Origin of the sequence: Vibrio metoecus, from assembly GCF_009665255.1 — a bacterium.
GTDB classification, from domain to species: Bacteria; Pseudomonadota; Gammaproteobacteria; order Enterobacterales; family Vibrionaceae; genus Vibrio; species Vibrio metoecus_B.
Genome location: NZ_CP035686.1, coordinates 2026579 through 2045000 on the forward strand (window position 1 = coordinate 2026579; position 18422 = coordinate 2045000).

Genomic DNA, 18422 nt, shown 5'->3' on the forward strand with positions numbered 1-18422 from the left:
AACGCTTAACCGTATCGCCCCGTAATGTAGTCTTCGGTTTGCTTTTTCAATGGTGAAGTAAAAATAGAGTCGGTATCTGAGTATTCGATCAACTTTCCCATATGGATAAAGGCGGTGTGATCGCTGACGCGCGCTGCCTGTTGCATATTATGGGTAACGATGACGACCGTGTATTTGGTTTTGAGATCGTGGATCAGCTCTTCAATGGTCAAGGTTGATATAGGATCGAGTGCTGAAGTCGGTTCATCGAGCAAAAGCACTTCCGGCTCAATGGCTATCGCGCGAGCAATCACCAAACGCTGCTGTTGCCCCCCCGACAACCCAAATGCATTCTCGTGCAGACGATGCTTCACTTCATCCCACAATGCGGCAGCACGCAGGGAACGTTCTGCCGCATCATCTAAAGTACGACTGTTTTTTATTCCTTGTAAACGTAGTCCGTATACCACATTTTCATAAATCGATTTAGGAAATGGATTAGGACGCTGAAACACCATACCGACGCGGCGGCGCAGAGTCGGAACATCCACATCCGGATGATAGATATTTTTGCCATGCAGCTTCACTTCGCCTTCTACTCGCGTACCTTCGACGAGATCGTTCATCCGGTTAATGCAGCGCAATAACGTGGATTTACCACAGCCGGAGGGGCCGATAAACGCCGTGACCTGCCCTTTGGGAATGCGCATGGAAATATCACTCAAGGCACGACTTTGCTGGTAGTACAGGCTTAAATGCTCAATGGAAATCGCCGTCTGCTGATCGGTGAGATGATTCACGTCCAGCGGTGGCACATAGTAGCCCAAAGTGGGATTAGCGGAATACATAGCTAGTCTTGCCCCAAAGTTCGGTATTTTTCCCGTAAGTTATTACGAATACTGATTGCAGTTAAGTTCAGTGCCACAATCACCGTTACCAACAAAAATGAGGTGGCGTAAACCAATGGTCGAGCGGCTTCAATATTATTGGTTTGAAAACCGATATCGTAAATATGAAAGCCCAAGTGCATAAACTTACGCTCTAGGTGAACGAACGGAAACTCACCATCCACAGGCAAGCTAGAGGCGAGTTTTACCGCCCCCACCAACATCAGGGGGGCAACTTCTCCCGCCGCACGAGCAATCGCCAAAATTAATCCGGTAATGATCGCAGGACTTGCCATCGGTAACACAATACGCCAAAGGGTTTCAAATTGGGTGGCTCCTAATGCTAGGGAACCATGACGTACCGAAATCGGGATACGCGATAAACCTTCTTCAGTGGCCACAATCACGACTGGCAATGTCAACACCGCGAGTGTTAATGCTGACCAAAGCAAACCGGGGGTACCAAATGTCGGCGTGGGTAACCGCTCGGCATAAAACAGGTTATCAACCGAAGCACCTATGGTGTAAACAAAAAAGCCGAGGCCAAACACCCCATAGACGATGGAAGGAACACCGGCTAAGTTGATCACCGCCACCCGAATCATGCGGGTAAATGCGCCCTCTTTGGCATATTCATGCAGATAAATAGCCGCAATCACGCCCAATGGCATCACGATGATCGACATGATGATCACCAAGAAAACCGTACCAAAAATGGCAGGAAACACACCACCTTCCGAGTTAGACTCACGTGGCGAGTCAGATAGAAATCGCCATGCTTGCTTACCCCATTCCGCCAATTTTTGCGCAAAATTCATATCATTGGGGTACCAAAAATCCAAGATTTCACTCAGCGGAACCGATATGGTTTGTCCGCGCATGTCCACCACATGCAAAAATTGCTGATCTAATGGCGCACGGAGTGCATCCAACTGCGCTTGAACTTCCGTCAGTTCAGCTTCTAAACGACTTTTACGTAACACATAGTTTTGTAAAAACTCATCGGTCAATTGGTTGTTCAACTGCTTGCGGCGCTTTTCCAGACGCAGTTTTTCTAAATTGCCACTGATCACTCGCACTTGCTGTTCAACTATGGTGTCCGCCTGTTGGCGGATCGCCTCAGCTTCGAGCAGAGCTTGACGTAAATGATCGCTAAGCAGTTGTTCTTTTGGCCCCGTTAGAGAATCAAAGCTGACTGGCCGACCAAACAGTTGTCCACCACGGCTTCGTTCAATCACCGCCCATCCTTGTGGGGCGCCTTTGAACTCGGTTTGAAACTCAAGTAGCGCAATAAAATCTGAGCCATACAGCTCGCGATTCGCCACTTTAATATTGAGTCGTGTCGCCAACCCAGCAGCTTCAATCTCCGCCGGCAATGGAAGATTCATCTCTTTTAAATGGCTCACCGGCACACTTTCTTGAGCATAAAGCTGCCCAACAACGGTTTTTCCCTCTGGGGTTTGCCATTGCAATAAAGGCGCAGGCCAAAAATAGGTTAAGCCGCGCCAACCAATCACCAACAATAATCCAAGCACTGCAATTAAGCTGACACTGACCGCCCCCCCGGTTAGCCAGATCCAAGGAGCACCGGATTTAAACCAATTCACTATTTTGCTCCATCACAAAGAACGGTATTTTTCACGTAGCCGTTGGCGGACCCACTCCGCTAACGAGTTCACCGCAAACGTAAAAGTTAACAGCAGTAACGCCGCTAAAAACAGAATGCGGAAATGGGCGCTTTGCACTTCAGATTCAGGTAATTCAACTGCAATCGTTGCTGATAAAGTACGCATCCCTTCGAAAATATTCCAATCCAGTAGCGGAGTATTTCCGGTAGCCATGAGGACAATCATGGTTTCCCCCACCGCACGTCCAAGCCCCATCATGATGGCGGAAAATATCCCTGGGCTTGCTGTTAGCAACACGACATACATTAATGTTTGCCAAGGTGTTGCGCCCAACGCTAAAGAACCATCAGAAAGGTGTTTCGGTACCGAGAAAATGGCATCTTCCGCGATAGTAAAAATGGTAGGGATCACCGCAAAACCCATCGCAAAACCGACCACTAAAGCATTACGCTGATCATAACCAATACCGTGCTGTGCTAAATACACCCGCAAGTCACCAGCAAACAGTGCATTTTCTAACTCACCGCTGTAGGCCAAAATCAGAGTCGCGATCCCAATCAACACCGGAATTAAAATCAGTGCATGCCAACCATTAGGAATACCACGGAGCCATACTCTCGGTAAGTGTGACCAAATGAACCCCACCAACATTGTTGAAAGTGGCATCAGCAACATTAACGCGAGCACAGCAGGAAGGTGGCTCTCCACAAAAGGGGCAAACCATAATCCGGCTAAAAATCCGATGATCACGGTGGGTAAGGCTTCCATCAGCTCAATAGTGGGCTTAACCACTCGTCGCATTGATGGTGTCATAAAATAGGCGGTATAAATTGCGCCTAACACCGCAATCGGCACAGCAAACAACATGGCAAATGCGGCCGCTTTTAAGGTACCAAAGGCAATCGGCACTAGGCTAAATTTCGCCTCAAAATCATCGGTTGCCGCGGTCGATTGCCAAACAAATTCCGGTTCTGGGTAACTTTCGTACCATACCTTTTGCCACAGTGCTGAAAAAGAAACTTCAGGGTTACGATTCTCAATGTGGGCCAAGCGAATACGCCCTTGATCGTAACTAGCCAAATACGCTTCATTATTCGACATCGCTACCATTTGTGGCGCCTGTTGGTAGGCACGCTCAAACAGCACCAATTTTTCACTGGTCGTGTAGTGGCTTTGCAAAGTGCCATTGCGATAGAAGCTGTAGAAACCTTTGCTGTTGGTATCTGGCAGTAAATACTGCACTTCAGACGCTAACTTAAAGTCGCGGATTTGCGTAAGGTGGCGCTCACCATCACGTAAGACGTCAAACCATTGCGACACTAAGCCATCACTATGTACGGCCAACAAAGAGTATGCGCCAGAGAGTAAATAGAGCTGAGTGACTTGATGATGGCTATCTCCGACACTGAGATCCACCACTTCACGGATCTGCCCCCTTTGATTATCTAACGATGCAACGACCAACTCAGAGTTTGTGCGCAAATAAAGCGTTTTACCATCAGGCGTCAGTTGCAACTGACTCAACTGAGTAAAGGGAGCATTAAAAGCAAAGCGCGCCAACTCTCGTCCGGTTTGGCGATCCACTCGTATAATCTGTACTTGCTGCGCTTGATCATAAGTGGCGAAGATCACTTGCTGCTCAGTGAGCGCAAACGTGATTTTCTGGAGCGCAAGTTCACTCAAACGCCACTCAGCCGGCAAGGCCAAACGTTCAAGATTCGGAGTAAACTCTCGTCCTTGGGCCGTCATGGAGTGAGACAGTTGCGGATACAGCACCGCCACTTGGTTGTCTTCTCCCACTAGCGCAAACCAACCTTGGGCAGCAGGGGTTTGTGCCCACCGTGTAGGCTTAAAACCTATCGATTGAGTGTGAATAGGCTGTTCACCGGGTTTTCTTAATGACCAAAACTGCCCATCACCATCGGCTGAGAGGACAAAAGCATTTTCGCCATAGTCACCAATGGTCATAAACAGTGGATTAGGCGTTGTAATCGGCTTTACCGCCACATCCCCATGCCACTTACCATCCCCAAACAGAGGCACAACCACCATACCCAAATAGATAAAAATCAGTACCAACGCCCCTAACACACTCACGCCACCACAGGTCACTGCAAAACGCACCACACGGTCTTTGACTAACCGTGCGCGATCACGTTCTTTCAATGAAAATGGTTGTCTGACCATGCTTGGGATTACCTACAGGTTGGGGGAGTGTCATAATATTTCCGTTGGGTGACAATTATATTACAGCTCACAATAAATTACTGAAATCAAAACAACTCTATGACACTGAAAGCAGTGCAATAAAAGTGTCACAAAAATCACTTAGTTTGCAGTACTTCTACTGATGGTTACGTCAACTCAAAACGGCAAAGGTAAAATATGAGTGCGGATAAGCTGTACATCGACAAGGAACTCAGTTGGCTCTCGTTTAACGAGCGCGTACTACAAGAAGCGGCGGACAAAACCGTGCCGCTGATTGAGCGGATTCGCTTTCTGGGGATATTTTCCAATAACCTTGATGAATTTTATAAAGTGAGATTCGCCGATGTAAAACGGCAGATTCTGATCAACCGAGAACGAGGCAGTAACGACATCTCCAAGCACCTCCTCTCTCGCATGCAAAATAAAGCCCTCAAACTCAACCAAGATTTCGATAACCTTTACAATGAATTGATTCTTGAAATGGCCAGACGGCGCATTTTCTTGGTCAATGAAACTCAGCTCGACGACATCCAACTTAAGTGGGTAAAAAAATACTTCCAGAAAGAAGTGCTGCCACACGTCACCCCGATTATGTTACGAGATGACATCGATGTGATGCAGTTTTTGAAAGATGAATACGCCTATATCGCAGTAGAAATGTGCAGCGGCGATGAATTTAAATATGCGCTGATCGAGATCCCAACAGACCAACTTCCCCGCTTTGTGATGCTGCCTGAGCAAAAAGGCAAACGTCGCAAAACCATCATTCTGCTCGACAACATTATTCGTCTTTGCCTCGATGAGATTTTCCGTGGTTTTTACAACTATGACACGCTCAACGGTTACGCAATGAAGATGACCCGTGATGCGGAATACGATTTACGCCACGAAGTCGAATACAGCTTGCTAGAGCAAATGTCAGAAGGCTTAAGCCAGCGTTTAACCGCACTTCCGGTGCGTTTTGTGTATGAGCGCGAAATGCCGGAAGCGATGCTGAAATTCTTATGCTACAAACTAAAAATCTCCCACTACGATAGTCTGATCCCCGGTGGACGTTATCACAATTTTAAAGACTTTATTTCTTTCCCCAATGTCGGCCGAGATTATTTAGAAAACAAACCGTTACCCCCGATGCCTTGTGCCGATTTTGAAGGCTATGCCAACGTCTTTGATGCGATTCGCGCGCAAGATATTTTGCTGCACTACCCTTACCACAGTTTTGAGCACATGACTGAGCTGGTGCGCCAAGCCTCTTTTGACCCCAAAGTCGTCAGTATTAAAATCAACATCTATCGCGTTGCGAAAGATTCACGATTGATGAACTCGCTGGTTGATGCGGTACACAACGGCAAACGCGTGGTGGTGGTGGTCGAGCTACAAGCTCGTTTTGATGAAGAAGCCAATATCGAATGGTCACGCATTCTGACCGATGCGGGCGTACACGTTATTTTCGGTGTGCCGGGAATGAAGATTCACGCTAAGCTCCTGCTTATCACCCGCAAAGAAGGGGATGAATTCGTTCGTTACGCGCACATTGGCACTGGCAACTTCCACGAACGTACGGCACGCATTTACACCGACTTTGCCCTGCTCACCGCCAACCAAGAGCTCGCTGCTGAAGTCCGTGCCGTATTTGGCTACATTGAAAACCCCTTCCGCCCAGTGAAGTTCAATCACTTGATTGTTTCACCGCGCAATTCTCGCACCCAAATCTATCGCTTGTTGGATGGTGAAATCGCCAACGCGAAAGCCGGGAAAAAAGCCGCCATCACCCTCAAGGTGAACAATTTAGTGGATAAAGGCTTAATCAATAAACTGTACGGTGCGAGTGCGGCAGGTGTGAAAATTCGCATGATCATCCGTGGCATGTGTTCACTCGTCCCCGGTGTGGAAGGCGTCAGTGACAATATTGAGATCATCAGTATTATTGACCGCTTCCTTGAACACCCTCGTGTATTGATTGTGCATAATGATGGCAATCCACAAGTTTTCATCTCCTCTGCGGATTGGATGGAGCGGAATATTGATCATCGCATCGAGGTCATGGCTCCGATTCGTGATGAACGTATCAAACAGCGCATCATTGATATCCTTAATATTCAGTTCATTGATACGGTCAAAGCGCGTCGAATCGACAAAGAGATGAGTAATGAATATGTAGAACGCGGCAATCGCAGAAAAGTACGTTCTCAAATAGCCATTTACGACTATCTTAAAAATGTCGAGAAACAGACTCGTAAACTAAAAGGTCAACAAGAGACGAATGACAACAGCAGTCAGTAACGCAAGAGAAATCGCTGCCATTGATCTGGGTTCGAACAGTTTTCATATGGTGGTCGCCAAGGTGGTCGATCAAGATCTCCAATTGATTAGCCGACATAAACAGCGCGTGCGTCTGGCGGCAGGGCTTGATGCACAGAAAAATCTTGATGAAGAGTCCATTCAACGTGGTTTAGAGTGCTTGGCGATGTTCGCGGAGCGTTTACAAGGCTTTGAGCCGCGTAATGTACGCATTGCCGCCACCCACACGTTACGCCAAGCCAGCAACGCACACTTGTTTATTCAGCGCGCCTTAGAAGTGCTCCCTTTTCCGATTGAAATCATCCCCGGTTCTGAAGAAGCGCGTTTGATTTACCTCGGCGTTGCCCATACCCAACCGCAAGCCGACTCTATGTTAGTGGTTGATATTGGTGGCGGCAGCACCGAAATGATCATTGGCAAAGGATTTGAAGCCGAGCTGGTCAACAGTAAGCAGATGGGCTGCGTAAATTTTACCGAGCGTTATTTTGCCAACGGTAAACTCTCGCGTAAAAACTTTGCTCAAGCCATTGTCGCCAGTGAGCAGAAGTTAGAATCCATCGCCGCTAAGTACCGCAAAAAAGGCTGGCAAGTCGCATTTGGCTCATCAGGCACCATCAAAGCGATTCACGAAGTGTTAGTCGGGCAAGGGCATGAAGATGGGCTAATCACCTTTGAACGCCTGAGCAAGCTGATTGAAAAACTGTGCGAATGGGACAGCATTGACGACTTACAACTGCCCGGTTTAACTGATGATCGCAAACCTGTGTTTGCCGCAGGGGTTGCCATTCTTTCCGCGATCTTTCATGGTTTAAAAATCAAAGAGATGCACTTCTCGGATGGTGCACTGCGTGAAGGGCTGCTGTATGAGATGGAAGATCGTTTCAAGTATTCTGACATCCGTCTGCGTACCACCGAAAATCTGGCTGCTAAACATTTGGTCGATTTAGAACACGCCGCCAAAGTCAAAGGACACGCGCGTGAATTCTTAGCGCAAGTCGCCGGCGAATTGAATTTGCCCGAAGGGAGTGAGTTATGCGATCTGCTTGAGTGGGGAGCGTTACTGCATGAAGTGGGGCTGAGCATTAATTTGCAAGGCTTCCATCGCCACTCCGCCTATATTTTGCGCCACAACAACATGGCGGGATTCAACAGCGAGCAGCAATTGGTGCTCTCCAATCTGGCTCGTTTTCAGCGTAAATCACTCAAGCTCAATGAGTTAGATGACTTCAGCCTATTCAAGAAAAAACACATTATCGGCTTGATCCGCGTGTTACGCCTCGCAATCTTAGTGAATGGTCAACGCAACGATGACCCGCTACCACCTCTCTCCTTGTCAGCGAAAGACGATGAGTGGAAATTGGAATGTGAACAGCCAGATTGGTTAGAAAACAATAAATTGCTGCACGCCGATTTACAGACCGAGCAAGAATACTGGCGTGAAGTAGGCTGGCAATTGCATTTTTAATCACGAGTTACCTACAAAAAACGCCCAAAACTATTTGGGCGTTTTTTGTTGTCCTGCTCGGAACGAACCCGCTCAATCGGTTAAAGGATCAATCCCTACCTTTGCAAGCTCTTGTTGAGCCACTTGCGCTGAAATCGGTAGATAACCATCTTTCGCAACCAAAGCCTGCCCCTGCTCCGAAAACATAAATCGAATGAATTCACGCTCAATCGGTGACAAATCTCGGTTTGGATTCTTGTTCACATACACATACAAGTAGCGCGATAAAGGATAAGCCCCTGACAGGATATTCGCTTGGGTTGGCTCAACATAATCATTCCCTTCACGCGCAATTGGCAGTAGCTTCACGCCAGAAACACGATAACCCACCCCAGAATAACCGAGTGTGTTAATGGAAGATGCAACCGACTGCACCACCGAAGCCGACCCCGGCTGCTCATTGACTCGGTTTTGGAAATCCCCTTGGCAAAGGGCATTTTGCTTAAAATAGCCGTAGGTACCGGATACCGAGTTGCGACCAAACAGTTGAATATTACGCTTCGCCCAGTCATAAGGCAGACCAAGCTGAGACCAGGTGACGATCGCTTGTGAAGCACCACAGCGCAATGTCGCGGAAAAAATCGCATCCAACTGCTGAAAATTCAGCCCTTTGATCGGGTTATCACGGTGTACAAAAATCCCAACCGCATCAATCGCCACACGCAATGCGGTTGGCTTGTAGCCGTGCATGGCTTCAAACGCAGCAATTTCACTGCTGCGCATTGGGCGGCTCATCGGGCCAAACTGTGCCGTGCTTTCTGATAATGCGGGCGGCGCCGTCGCCGAACCCGAGGCTTGCACTTGCGCATTCACTGCAGGGTAATAGGCTTGAAACTCCTCCACCCACAGCGTAGTCATGCCCGCCAGCGTATCCGAGCCGACGGACAACAAGCTGCCCGAAATACCGCTGACTTTTTCATAGGTAGGTAAACCTTCATCCAACGCCCAAGCAGCCGATGAAGCCAAAGACAATGTACCTAATAAACCAACACGACTTAGCATGCGGCTCATCCTTTCGCCACCAACCGCTTAGGTAAAACAAACGAAAACTTACTGCCGACACCGACTTTACTGTAGATATCCAAATGCGTGTCATGGTGTGCAAGCGCGTGTTTCACGATCGCGAGTCCCAAACCACTACCGCCCGTATCACGAGAGCGGGCTTTATCGACGCGATAGAAACGCTCCGTTAAACGGTGTAAGTGTTGCGGCTCGATCCCCTCGCCTTTATCTTCCACTTCGAGGCAAGCGCCTTTGCCAGTGCGATACCAACGCACATCAATTTGCGCGCCCGGCGGGGTATATTTAACCGCGTTGTACACCAGATTCGAAATCGCGCTGCGCAGTTGATCGTCATCCGCCAGCACTTTCAGGCTTTTATCTACCTCAAAATACAGCTTATGTTGCGCATCACCACTGAGGCTCACTGCTTCTTTTTCTAACACTTCCAACATGGCAGGCACATCAACCACTTGATCGAGATCGACCATCGGCGATGCTTCAATTTTCGAGAGCGTCAGCAGTTGGTTCACCAGACTATTCATCCGATTGAGCTGCTCAGTCATCACGCCATGGGCTTTGCTCCACATGGGACCGGCCAGCACATCCGGATCTTCGGTCATTTCCAGATAACCTTGCAGCACCGTCATCGGTGTGCGCAGTTCATGGGAAACGTTGGCAAAGAAATTACGGCGCATGCCTTCGAGCTGTTTAAGCTGAGTGACATCACGCACCACCATCAGGTGTTCACCCTCGGTGTACGGCACAATCCGCAGTTCCAGCATGCGCTCGCTATTGAGCGGCGAACGCATTTCGAGCGGATCGGTAAAATCATCTTTCTTGAGGTATTTGATAAAGTCCGGTGTACGCAGCAAGTTGGAGATCGGCTGCCCAGCATCATCTGGCCAACGAAAACCCAGCAAGTGCTGCGCAAGGCGGTTGCACCACACGATATTGCCTTCGCTACGAAACACCACAACCGCATCGGGGAGCGATTCAGCACCATTACGGAAGCGGCGGATGAGATTGGTCAGCTCTTTGCGTTTTTTACGATGGCGCTGCTGCAAGCGATAAATGCCATTGAACAGCGATTCCCAATTCCCGGTTCCGGAAGGCGGGGTGAGGCGTTTTTCATCCCACAACCAAGCCGAGAGGCGAATTTGATGATTCAAATGCCAGAAAAGCTGCAACACCGTAGCAGCTAACAGCAACCACGGCATGCTTCCAAAAATCCATCCAACCACAATCCATGGCAAGTAAAAAAAAGCCAGCTCCCAAGCCAGCTTTTTCCATGTTAAGCGTTCAACCATACTGATTTGTTCTACACCCTCTTAGGCTTTGGTTGAAAAACGATACCCCGCACCGCGCACAGTCTGGATCAACTTATCATGTCCAGCATCTTCTAAAGCTTTGCGCAGACGACGAATGTGAACGTCTACCGTGCGATCTTCAACATACACGTTGGTACCCCAAACGTTGTTGAGCAGTTGTTCGCGGCTATACACACGCTCTTGGTGCGTCATGAAGAAGTGTAACATCTTGAACTCAGTCGGTCCCATGTCCAACGGCTGATCATTCGCCGTCACACGGTGTGAAACCGGATCTAACTTCAAACCTTGAACATCAATCACGTCTTCTAATGCCGTTGGCGTCACTCGGCGAATGACCGCTTTCAAACGGGCAACCAACTCTTTGGGTGAAAACGGTTTGGTAATGTAATCATCTGCGCCCACTTCGAGGCCGCGAACTTTATCTTCTTCTTCCCCACGCGCGGTAAGCATCACGACAGGAATGTTGCGCGTCACCTCTTCACGTTTCATATGCTTGATGAGGTTGATGCCACTTCCACCAGGCAACATCCAGTCAAGCAGGACGAGATCAGGAAAAGGTTCAGCCAGCTTACTCATTGCCGAATCATAATCTTCGGCCTCAACCGCCTGATAGCCCTTTTGTTCAAGCACGAAACACAACATTTCACGAATCGGTGCTTCGTCTTCAACAACCAGAATCCTTCTAGACATAATTGATTAACCTTTGTTTTTCACCAACGCCATGCATTATGGGAAATGTTTATGACACTTTTGTGACCTTTGCAAACAAATTTTCATATAAGGTTCAGGCGAAATTCATATACCTAAGCCTCACAAGCAAAGCGAGACAACAACTGGGCAGCTATCCCTATTTTTTTGAATTAGGGTTAAGACTTTCTCAGCATCTTCCCCTATCATGTCTGGCTTTCTAACCAAGGGAAAACAACAATGTGGTTTAAAAACTGTATGGTGTATCGCGTTAATCGCGAGGTTAACTTCAATGCCGATCAGCTGGAAAAGCAGTTGGCCGAATTTCGTTTTACGCCTTGCGGCAGTCAGGATAAACAGAAGTTTGGTTGGGTTTCCGCACTGGGTAAACACGGCGACATGATGACCCACGTCAGTGAAAACCGTATTTTAGTCTGCGCGAAACGTGAAGAGAAAATGCTGCCCGCTTCCGTGATCAAAGATTCGCTCAATGCCAAAGTCGAAGCGATGGAAGCTGAAGAAGGCCGCCCACTGAAGAAAAAAGAAAAAGAAGCACTGAAAGAAGACATCGTAATCGATTTACTGCCACGCGCATTCAGCAAAAGCCAACTCACGTTTGTGCTGATCATGCCAACCGAAGGCTTAATTCTAGTGGATGCAGGCAGCTACAAAAAAGCCGAAGATGTGCTCGCGCTACTGCGCAAAACCATGGGCAGTCTGCCTGTTGTCCCTGCTATTCCTGAAATTGCGGTAGAAACGACTCTGACGCAATGGGTGAAAGAAGGCAATCTGCCCCAAGGCTTTAGCCTGATGGAAGAAGCGGAGCTCAAATCATTACTCGATGACGGCGCAACCATTCGCTGCAAAAAACAAGAGCTGAGCAGCGATGAAATTCTCAGCCACATTCAAGCCAATAAAGTGGTCACTAAACTGGCAATAAACTGGCAAGACCGGATTCGTTTTGTATTAGCGGAAGATTGCAGCATCAAACGCCTAACATACAGCGATGAACTCAAAGAGCAGAATGATGACATCCCACGCGAAGATCGCGCGGCACGTCTTGATGCCGATTTCTCTCTGCTGTGCGGAGAAATGTCGGTCTTCCTACCAGATCTATTCAATGCCTTAGGTGGCCTGCCTCACCCTGAAGCCTAAGCGTGGACTCAATTTCACCACCTCTGCGTAAAATGAGGTGGTGAGAGTTTCACTATGCAGAGTAGGGTTTTTGACGTAAAATTTGCGCCCTTTCCAATACCATCAGGTGGTATTGGCCTGACTTGAGATCAGATTGTAAGAGAAGCAAGCAATGACAACGCCAAAAACCTTTGTTCCAGAACTCCTTTCACCCGCTGGTAGCCTGAAGAATATGCGCTACGCTTTTGCCTACGGGGCAGATGCGGTATATGCTGGCCAACCTCGTTACAGCCTTCGCGTGCGTAACAATGAGTTCAACCACGAAAACCTACAAATCGGCATTGATGAAGCCCACGCACTGGGTAAAAAATTCTATGTCGTGTGTAACATTCAGCCACACAACTCTAAGCTGAAAACTTTCATCCGTGACCTTAAGCCTGTAATTGATATGGGGCCTGATGCGCTCATCATGTCTGACCCAGGCTTGATTATGATGGTTCGCGAAGAATTCCCACACATGCCGATCCACCTTTCGGTACAAGCGAATGCCGTGAACTGGGCAACCGTGAAATTCTGGGCTTCACAAGGCGTTGAGCGTGTGATTGTTTCTCGTGAGCTCTCTTTAGAAGAGATCGAAGAGATCCGTGAAAAATGTCCGAATACTGAAATTGAAGTGTTCGTACATGGTGCGTTGTGCATGGCTTACTCAGGCCGTTGCTTGCTGTCTGGTTACATCAACAAGCGCGATCCAAACCAAGGTACTTGCACTAACGCATGCCGTTGGGAATACAAAGTTGAAGCAGCTAAAGAAGATGAAGCAGGTCAGATCGTTGAACAGTTTGATCCCAATGCTGCGCAAGCCATCGAAGTTCAAAATGAACGTCCAGACACCACCATTGGTGCAGGCAAACCAATTGATGATGTCGTACTGCTTTCTGAAAGCCATCGCCCAGATGAGAAAATGGCCGCGTTTGAAGATGAGCACGGCACCTACATCATGAACTCGAAAGATCTGCGTGCGATACAGCATGTTGAGCGCCTAACTCAAATGGGTGTGCACTCACTGAAAATCGAAGGCCGTACTAAATCTTTCTACTACTGCGCACGCACAGCGCAAGTGTACCGTAAAGCAATTGATGATGCGGTTGAGGGCAAGCCATTCGATGATAGCCTGATGACTACCCTAGAAAGCTTGGCGCACCGTGGTTATACCGAAGGTTTCCTACGTCGCCACACACACGATGCTTACCAAAACTACGATTACGGCTACTCGGTTTCCGACACTCAACAGTTTGTGGGTGAATTTACCGGTAAACGCCGCGGCGCAATGGCCGAAGTGGAAGTAAAAAACAAATTTATACTTGGCGATAGCCTTGAGCTGATGACGCCAAAAGGCAATGTCATCTTCACTTTAGAAGCGATGGAAAACCGCAAAGGTGAAGCAACAGATGATGCCAAAGGCAACGGTCACTTTGTTTACATTCCAGTTCCGGAAGAATTGGATCTCAGCTACGCACTACTGATGCGTAACCTAGTGCAAGGGCAGGATACCCGTAACCCAACAGGCAAGTAATTATGGCGCTACTCATTACCGCCAAATGCACTAACTGTGATATGTGTGAGCCAGAGTGCCCAAACAGTGCGATTTCAATGGGCGATAAGATCTATGAGATCAATCCCGATTTATGCACTGAATGCAAAGGGCACTATGACAAACCGACGTGTCAGTCGGTTTGTCCCATCAGCAACTGCATCATCACCGACCCTGCCCATCGCGAAACCGAAGAGCAACTGCTAGAGAAGTTCGTGGTAATTCAAGGGCTCGCGTAAATCGAAAATCCCAGCCAAGTGCTGGGATTTTTACATTATTTCAAAGCTAATCCTTTGCGCTGCAAATAGCTAAGCATAAATGGCCGAGACTCTTCTGAAAGCTTAGCGGTAATTTGTTCAGACCATCCCTGCTGTTTTGGATTACCGGAACGTTTTTGGTAATACTCAACCATGGTACGGTCATACTCTGCGACATCCTCTTTATTCAAAGGCTGGTAGTGGTTTTCATGCAAGATCACCTTCGGAGCCAAGCGCGGTTTTAACTCTGGATCCTGAGCTGGGTGTCCTAAGCACATTCCAAACAATACGGAGGTATAAGGCGGCAAGTTAAGCAAAGCATCGACTTCATTCGGTGAATTACGTAAACCACCAATGTACACCCCACCAAGCCCCATCGACTCTGCCGCCAATAAACAGTTTTGCGCCATAATCCCCGCATCAACAGCACCAATTAAGGTTAACTCCATAAATTCAGGTTTCACGTTCGGGTTCAGCGCATAATGTCGTTGATAATCAATGCAAAAAACCAAAAACTCAGCCGCACTCGCCACGTAGGCTTGATTGCCAGCAAGCTTTGCTAATTGCTCACGCATACCGCCATCAGTCACTCGAATCACCGAGGTCACTTGCAGTAAGCTGGATGACGAAGCAGCAATACCAGAAGCAATGATCGTCTCAAGTTGCGTTGCAGAAATAGGCTCTTGGGTAAAAGCACGAATAGAACGATGGCTAAGTATGGTATCAATAACAGGATTCATGCGGCCTCCTCAGAAGTGTTGTCCATCAAGATAATAAGCGGTGCGTTGCAAAGGTATAAACACTACAGCAACATGAGAATCAGCACCGAGCAACTGACGTGTCTGATCAGTAATCACCTGTGCAACCTGATCCTGAGTCTGCTGTTCTCTTCCAAACCACAATACTTCCACCATAGGATAAATATCACCCTCAGAAAAATACTGAGTATTCACCAGCTCAAACGTAAAAGCGGCACGAGGAGTATTGAGTAATGAGGAAAGCTCATCGAGTAGTGTGGGGACTAGCGATTTAACGCTATGCGCTTCTACTGCGCGAAAACGTAAATGAGGCATGACTGATTTTCTCCTTTTTTGCCATCATAACAGCCAGCATGGAGAGGTGCGAGTCATACAAAAAACAAAGGATAAACCATTGTTCTAAGGGCTCAAGAAGCAGAATAAGAGCGTTATAAGGATTGAATAACCAAGATAACGGCACTTTTATCCAGAAAGCAAAAAACCCAGTCGTAAGACTGGGTTTCTCAAATAAGTGGCGGAGCGGACGGGACTCGAACCCGCGACCCCCGGCGTGACAGGCCGGTATTCTAACCAACTGAACTACCGCTCCGCATTGGTTAGCGCTTGGTGCTAAATTAAAAGCCTGGCGATGTTCTACTCTCACATGGGGAAACCCCACACTACCATCGACGCTGTTTCGTTTCACTTCTGAGTTCGGGATGGAGTCAGGTGGGTCCAAAACGCTATGGTCGCCAAGCAAAATTTTAAAATCTGGAAAGCTGTTTTCGTTCTCACACACATTCTTATGCGCTTAGCTTTGAGTCCACTACAAAACCCCTTGGGTGTTGTATGGTTAAGCCTCACGGGCAATTAGTACAGGTTAGCTCAACGCCTCACAACGCTTACACACCCTGCCTATCAACGTTCTAGTCTCGAACAACCCTTTAGGACAGTTAAACTGTCAGGGAAGACTCATCTCAGGGCTCGCTTCCCGCTTAGATGCTTTCAGCGGTTATCGATTCCGAACTTAGCTACCGGGCAATGCGTCTGGCGACACAACCCGAACACCAGAGGTTCGTCCACTCCGGTCCTCTCGTACTAGGAGCAGCCCCCTTCAATCTTCCAACGCCCACGGCAGATAGGGACCGAACTGTCTCACGACGTTCTAAACCCAGCTCGCGTACCACTTTAAATGGCGAACAGCCATACCCTTGGGACCGACTTCAGCCCCAGGATGTGATGAGCCGACATCGAGGTGCCAAACACCGCCGTCGATATGAACTCTTGGGCGGTATCAGCCTGTTATCCCCGGAGTACCTTTTATCCGTTGAGCGATGGCCCTTCCATACAGAACCACCGGATCACTATGACCTGCTTTCGCACCTGCTCGAACCGTCATTCTCGCAGTTAAGCGGGCTTATGCCATTGCACTAACCTCACGATGTCCAACCGTGATTAGCCCACCTTCGTGCTCCTCCGTTACTCTTTGGGAGGAGACCGCCCCAGTCAAACTACCCACCAGGCACTGTCCTCAACCCAGATAATGGGTCTAAGTTAGAACATCAAACATACAAGGGTGGTATTTCAAGGACGGCTCCAACGCAACTAGCGTCACGTCTTCATAGCCTCCCACCTATCCTACACATGTAGGTTCAATGTTCAGTGCCAAGCTGTAGTAAAGGTTCACGGGGTCTTTCCGTCTAGCCGCGGGTACACTGCATCTTCACAGCGATTTCAATTTCACTGAGTCTCGGGTGGAGACAGCGTGGCCATCATTACGCCATTCGTGCAGGTCGGAACTTACCCGACAAGGAATTTCGCTACCTTAGGACCGTTATAGTTACGGCCGCCGTTTACCGGGGCTTCGATCAAGAGCTTCGCTTACGCTAACCCCATCAATTAACCTTCCGGCACCGGGCAGGCGTCACACCGTATACGTCATCTTGCGATTTTGCACAGTGCTGTGTTTTTAATAAACAGTTGCAGCCACCTGGTATCTGCGACTCTCGTCAGCTCCATCCGCGAGGGACTTCACCATCAAGAGCGTACCTTCTCCCGAAGTTACGGTACCATTTTGCCTAGTTCCTTCACCCGAGTTCTCTCAAGCGCCTTGGTATTCTCTACCCGACCACCTGTGTCGGTTTGGGGTACGATTCCATCAAATCTGAAGCTTAGAGGCTTTTCCTGGAAGCATGGCATCAATGACTTCACTACCGTAGTAGCTCGACGTCGTGTCTCAGCCTTAGAAAGAGCCGGATTTACCTAACTCTTAAGCCTACGCACTTGAACCAGGACAACCGTCGCCTGGCCCACCTAGCCTTCTCCGTCCCCCATCGCAATTTGATTGAGTACGGGAATATTAACCCGTTTCCCATCGACTACGCTTTTCAGCCTCGCCTTAGGGGTCGACTCACCCTGCCCCGATTAACGTTGGACAGGAACCCTTGGTCTTCCGGCGGGGAGGTTTTTCACCCCCCTTGTCGTTACTCATGTCAGCATTCGCACTTCTGATACCTCCAGCAAACCTTACGATTCACCTTCAACGGCTTACAGAACGCTCCCCTACCCAATGTCCAAAGGACATTGCCGCAGCTTCGGTGTATTGCTTAGCCCCGTTACATCTTCCGCGCAGGCCGACTCGACTAGTGAGCTATTACGCTTTCTTTAAATGATGGCTGCTTCTAAGCCAACATCCTAGCTGTCTGAGCCTTCCCACATCGTTTCCCACTTAGCAATACTTTGGGACCTTAGCTGGCGGTCTGGGTTGTTTCCCTCTCCACGACGGACGTTAGCACCCGCCGTGTGTCTCCCGGATAGTACTTACTGGTATTCGGAGTTTGCAAAGGGTTGGTAAGTCGGGATGACCCCCTAGCCTTAACAGTGCTCTACCCCCAGTAGTATTCGTCCGAGGCGCTACCTAAATAGCTTTCGGGGAGAACCAGCTATCTCCGAGTTTGATTGGCCTTTCACCCCTAGCCACAAGTCATCCGCTAATTTTTCAACATTAGTCGGTTCGGTCCTCCAGTTGATGTTACTCAACCTTCAACCTGCCCATGGCTAGATCACCCGGTTTCGGGTCTATATCCAGAGACTGAGCGCCCAGTTAAGACTCGCTTTCGCTACGGCTCCCCTATACGGTTAACCTTGCCACTGAATATAAGTCGCTGACCCATTATACA

At 48.5% G+C, this 18422-nt stretch carries 13 protein-coding genes, 1 tRNA gene and 2 rRNA genes (1 of these 16 running past the window's edge); 5 read left to right on the plus strand and 11 right to left on the minus strand.

From position 1 onward, the window contains the following. Positions 1–5: 5 nt before the first annotated feature. From pstB to EPB59_RS09190, 3 genes are read right to left on the minus strand one after another with little or no spacing between them, the layout of a single operon-like run. Complete coding sequence (gene pstB, locus EPB59_RS09180) at positions 6–827, minus strand: phosphate ABC transporter ATP-binding protein PstB (RefSeq protein ID WP_055052291.1); 822 nt, start codon at positions 825–827, stop codon at positions 6–8. Positions 828–829: 2 nt separating this feature from the next. Further along, complete coding sequence (gene pstA, locus EPB59_RS09185; RefSeq protein ID WP_154172453.1) at positions 830–2476, minus strand: phosphate ABC transporter permease PstA; 1647 nt, start codon at positions 2474–2476, stop codon at positions 830–832. 9 nt (positions 2477–2485) lie between these two features. Then, positions 2486–4681, minus strand: a complete 2196-nt coding sequence (locus tag EPB59_RS09190) for an ABC transporter permease subunit (RefSeq protein ID WP_154172455.1) — start codon at positions 4679–4681, stop codon at positions 2486–2488. A gap of 198 nt (positions 4682–4879) precedes the next feature. Here EPB59_RS09190 and ppk1 point away from each other — a divergent pair, with 198 nt between their 5' ends. Next, complete coding sequence (gene ppk1 / locus EPB59_RS09195) at positions 4880–6985, plus strand: polyphosphate kinase 1 (protein ID WP_055052288.1); 2106 nt, start codon at positions 4880–4882, stop codon at positions 6983–6985. After that, positions 6966–8468 (plus strand): exopolyphosphatase, encoded by a 1503-nt coding sequence (gene ppx, locus EPB59_RS09200; protein WP_095469357.1) that lies wholly within the window; start codon positions 6966–6968, stop codon positions 8466–8468. Before ppk1 ends, ppx begins: the two co-directional genes overlap by 20 nt. 72 nt (positions 8469–8540) lie before the next feature. On the opposite strand, the gene EPB59_RS09205 is transcribed toward ppx, so the two are convergent. From EPB59_RS09205 to phoB, 3 genes are read right to left on the minus strand one after another with little or no spacing between them, the layout of a single operon-like run. Next, on the minus strand, positions 8541–9509 hold the full coding sequence (locus EPB59_RS09205; protein ID WP_154172457.1) for a PstS family phosphate ABC transporter substrate-binding protein: 969 nt from the start codon (positions 9507–9509) through the stop codon (positions 8541–8543). A gap of 5 nt (positions 9510–9514) precedes the next feature. Further along, positions 9515–10816 (minus strand): phosphate regulon sensor histidine kinase PhoR, encoded by a 1302-nt coding sequence (gene phoR / locus EPB59_RS09210; protein ID WP_154172459.1) that lies wholly within the window; start codon positions 10814–10816, stop codon positions 9515–9517. Between the two features lie 21 nt (positions 10817–10837). After that, a complete protein-coding gene (gene phoB / locus EPB59_RS09215) occupies positions 10838–11527 on the minus strand; it encodes a phosphate regulon transcriptional regulator PhoB (RefSeq protein ID WP_000091118.1) in 690 nt (229 codons plus the stop codon). A gap of 237 nt (positions 11528–11764) precedes the next feature. On the opposite strand from phoB, the gene rdgC reads away from it, so the two are divergent. The 3 genes from rdgC (at position 11765) to EPB59_RS09230 (ending at position 14488) form a co-directional block, all read left to right on the plus strand. Then, the gene (gene rdgC / locus EPB59_RS09220; RefSeq protein ID WP_095459224.1) at positions 11765–12679 is read left to right on the plus strand and encodes a recombination-associated protein RdgC; all 915 of its coding nucleotides are present in this window, start codon (positions 11765–11767) and stop codon (positions 12677–12679) included. Between the two features lie 151 nt (positions 12680–12830). Continuing rightward, on the plus strand, positions 12831–14231 hold the full coding sequence (yegQ, locus tag EPB59_RS09225; protein ID WP_154172461.1) for a tRNA 5-hydroxyuridine modification protein YegQ: 1401 nt from the start codon (positions 12831–12833) through the stop codon (positions 14229–14231). Between the two features lie 2 nt (positions 14232–14233). Beyond that, positions 14234–14488 carry a YfhL family 4Fe-4S dicluster ferredoxin gene (locus EPB59_RS09230; RefSeq protein ID WP_001196281.1) on the plus strand — a complete coding sequence of 85 codons (255 nt, stop codon included), beginning with the start codon at positions 14234–14236 and terminating at the stop codon, positions 14486–14488. A gap of 35 nt (positions 14489–14523) precedes the next feature. Here the strand turns inward: EPB59_RS09230 and nfsA are convergent, their stop codons facing one another. The 5 genes from nfsA to EPB59_RS09255 form a co-directional block, all read right to left on the minus strand. Then, positions 14524–15246 carry an oxygen-insensitive NADPH nitroreductase gene (gene nfsA, locus EPB59_RS09235; RefSeq protein ID WP_154172463.1) on the minus strand — a complete coding sequence of 241 codons (723 nt, stop codon included), beginning with the start codon at positions 15244–15246 and terminating at the stop codon, positions 14524–14526. A gap of 9 nt (positions 15247–15255) precedes the next feature. Then, positions 15256–15579: a DUF1904 domain-containing protein gene (locus EPB59_RS09240; protein WP_055052328.1), complete on the minus strand. Its 324-nt coding sequence runs from the start codon at positions 15577–15579 to the stop codon at positions 15256–15258. A 197-nt stretch (positions 15580–15776) separates the two neighbouring features. Further along, positions 15777–15853 (minus strand) — tRNA-Asp (locus EPB59_RS09245). Between the two features lie 31 nt (positions 15854–15884). Next, a 5S ribosomal RNA gene (gene rrf, locus EPB59_RS09250) occupies positions 15885–16000 on the minus strand. Between the two features lie 92 nt (positions 16001–16092). Next, a 23S ribosomal RNA gene (locus tag EPB59_RS09255) occupies positions 16093–18422 on the minus strand (it continues 556 nt past the right edge of the window).